Origin of the sequence: Mesorhizobium sp. M7A.F.Ca.CA.002.05.1.1 (assembly GCF_003998335.1) — a bacterium.
Lineage (GTDB): Bacteria > Pseudomonadota > Alphaproteobacteria > Rhizobiales > Rhizobiaceae > Mesorhizobium.
In genome coordinates this window covers 1-1,715 of the sequence record NZ_RZQI01001104.1, presented here as the reverse complement: position 1 = coordinate 1,715, position 1,715 = coordinate 1, and the positions used below count along the sequence as shown (strand labels likewise).

General features: G+C 60.0%; 3 protein-coding genes. 1 reads left to right on the top strand and 2 read right to left on the bottom strand.

What is annotated here, in order from left to right:
• Positions 1-8: 8 nt before the first annotated feature.
• Both EN939_RS32990 and EN939_RS32985 read right to left on the bottom strand, forming a co-directional pair.
• A complete protein-coding gene (locus tag EN939_RS32990) occupies positions 9-425 on the bottom strand; it encodes a hypothetical protein (RefSeq protein WP_127271676.1) in 417 nt (138 codons plus the stop codon).
• Between the two features lie 24 nt (positions 426-449).
• Positions 450-1,157, bottom strand: a complete 708-nt coding sequence (locus EN939_RS32985) for a metal-dependent hydrolase (RefSeq protein WP_127271675.1) — start codon at positions 1,155-1,157, stop codon at positions 450-452.
• A 123-nt stretch (positions 1,158-1,280) separates the two neighbouring features.
• Between EN939_RS32985 and ruvX the strand changes: the two genes are divergently transcribed.
• Positions 1,281-1,715 (top strand): Holliday junction resolvase RuvX (gene ruvX, locus EN939_RS32980; RefSeq protein WP_127271673.1); only part of this gene is annotated, 435 nt, incomplete at its 3' end.

Here is a 1,715-nt window from a genome sequence, read left to right as displayed (position 1 = left end):
GAATACGTCTATGGCAGGGCAACGCCCTCGCACAGATAGTAGCTGCCGCTGTTGCCGCTTGCTTCGCTTTCGTCGTCGACGGGCCGAACCGACACGAGATCGATCTGCTTCGCGTTCATTTGCGTCACCGAGAGAACGTCGGGAAAGACATAACCCGGTTCCTGGCAGATGGCCGTCACCGCCCAGCTCGGCGAAGCCGTCGCCTTGCTGATCTGCAGAAACTCGCAATTGTATTCGACGCTTTGCAGGCCGTACGCCGAAAGCACGATGTTGCCGGCGTCGATCAGCGTTTGCAGCGTGCCCTTCTTGGCCTGTTTGCAAAGCTCCTCGGACTGAAGGTAGATGCCTTCGATGAAATCATCCGCAGCGAGCGCGGGCGACGCCGCGACCAGTATGGAAACGCAAAAAGATTGCCTCAAAGCCATGGTTTTATTCCATTTTGGCTGCTTCTAAATCGTAATCGTCTCGCCAATCTTGGGCAAAGCCACCTTGATGCCGGATCCTTCCAGGCCGGCCTCGAACTTGTCGGCGGTCGGATCGATCATCGGAAAGGTGCCGAAATGACAGGGAACCACGGTGTCGAATTTGAAGAAGCGCCGGCAGGCAAGTGCCGCCACCGCGCCGCCCATGGTGAAGCGGTCGCCGATCGGCACCAGGCCGATCTTCGGCTCGTGCAGCTCGTTGATCAGCGCCATGTCGGAAAAGATGTCGGTGTCGCCCATGTGGTAGAGCGTCCTGTCTTCCGGGAAATGCAGGACGAGGCCGCCCGGATTGCCGAGATAGGTGTTCTGGCCACCTTCGCCGGGGAACGAGGATGAATGCAGCGCCTGGACGAAAGTGGTGGTGAAGCCGCCGCAATCGACGGTGCCGCCGATGTTGCCCGGGTTGATCTTCTTGTCGCTGGCGCCCTTGCCGACCAGGTACATGCAGATCTCGAAATTGGCGACTAGCTGGGCGCCGCTTTTGCCAAGCACTTCCAGCGCGCCGCTGATGTGGTCGCTGTGGCCATGCGTCAGCAGTACATGCGTGATTCCCTCCGCCGGTCCCTCCCAGCCGCCCGTCCAGGACGGATTGCCGATCAGATAGGGATCGATGAGGATCTTGGCATCAGCGGTCTCGATGCGAAAGGCCGAGTGGCCGTACCAGGTCAGTTTCATGAATGCATTCCTCGATTTTTGTCTTGCCAAAGGATAGAACGCCGACGGCCCCGAGATCAAAGGGTTACTGTGTCCACCACGCGTTTGACAAAACACGTGGTGGTGAAAGGCGAAGGACGGCCGGTGGGCATTATCACGATCGAGGAATTGCCGGCGCGGCTGACCGGCGGCAAGACGCTGGCGGGACTTGACCTCGGCGACAAGACGATCGGCGTCGCGGTCTCGGACCAGAGATTTTCCTTCGCCCATCCGCGCCCGGTCATCATGCGAAGGAAATTCTCGCTCGATGCGGCGGTGCTGCTCGCCTTGCTGCGGAAGGAGAATGCCGGCGCGGTGGTGATTGGGCTGCCGATCAATATGGACGGTTCGGAAGGTCCGCGTGCGCAGAAATCGCGCGCCTTCGTTCGCAACATGGCCCAGATGAGCGACCTGCCCTTCGTGCTCTGGGATGAAAGACTATCGACGGTCGCGGCCGAAAGGACGCTGATCGAGATGGATTTCTCGCGCCGCAAGCGCGCCGGCAAGATCGATTCGGCGGCAGCCGCGTTTATTCTGCAG

Bases quoted from the DNA above. Each gene is read 5' to 3' on its own strand.
- EN939_RS32985 (WP_127271675.1), bottom strand. From the start codon at position 1,157: ATGAAACTGACCTGGTACGGCCACTCGGCCTTTCGCATCGAGACCGCT.
- EN939_RS32990 (WP_127271676.1), bottom strand. From the start codon at position 425: ATGGCTTTGAGGCAATCTTTTTGCGTTTCCATACTGGTCGCGGCGTCG.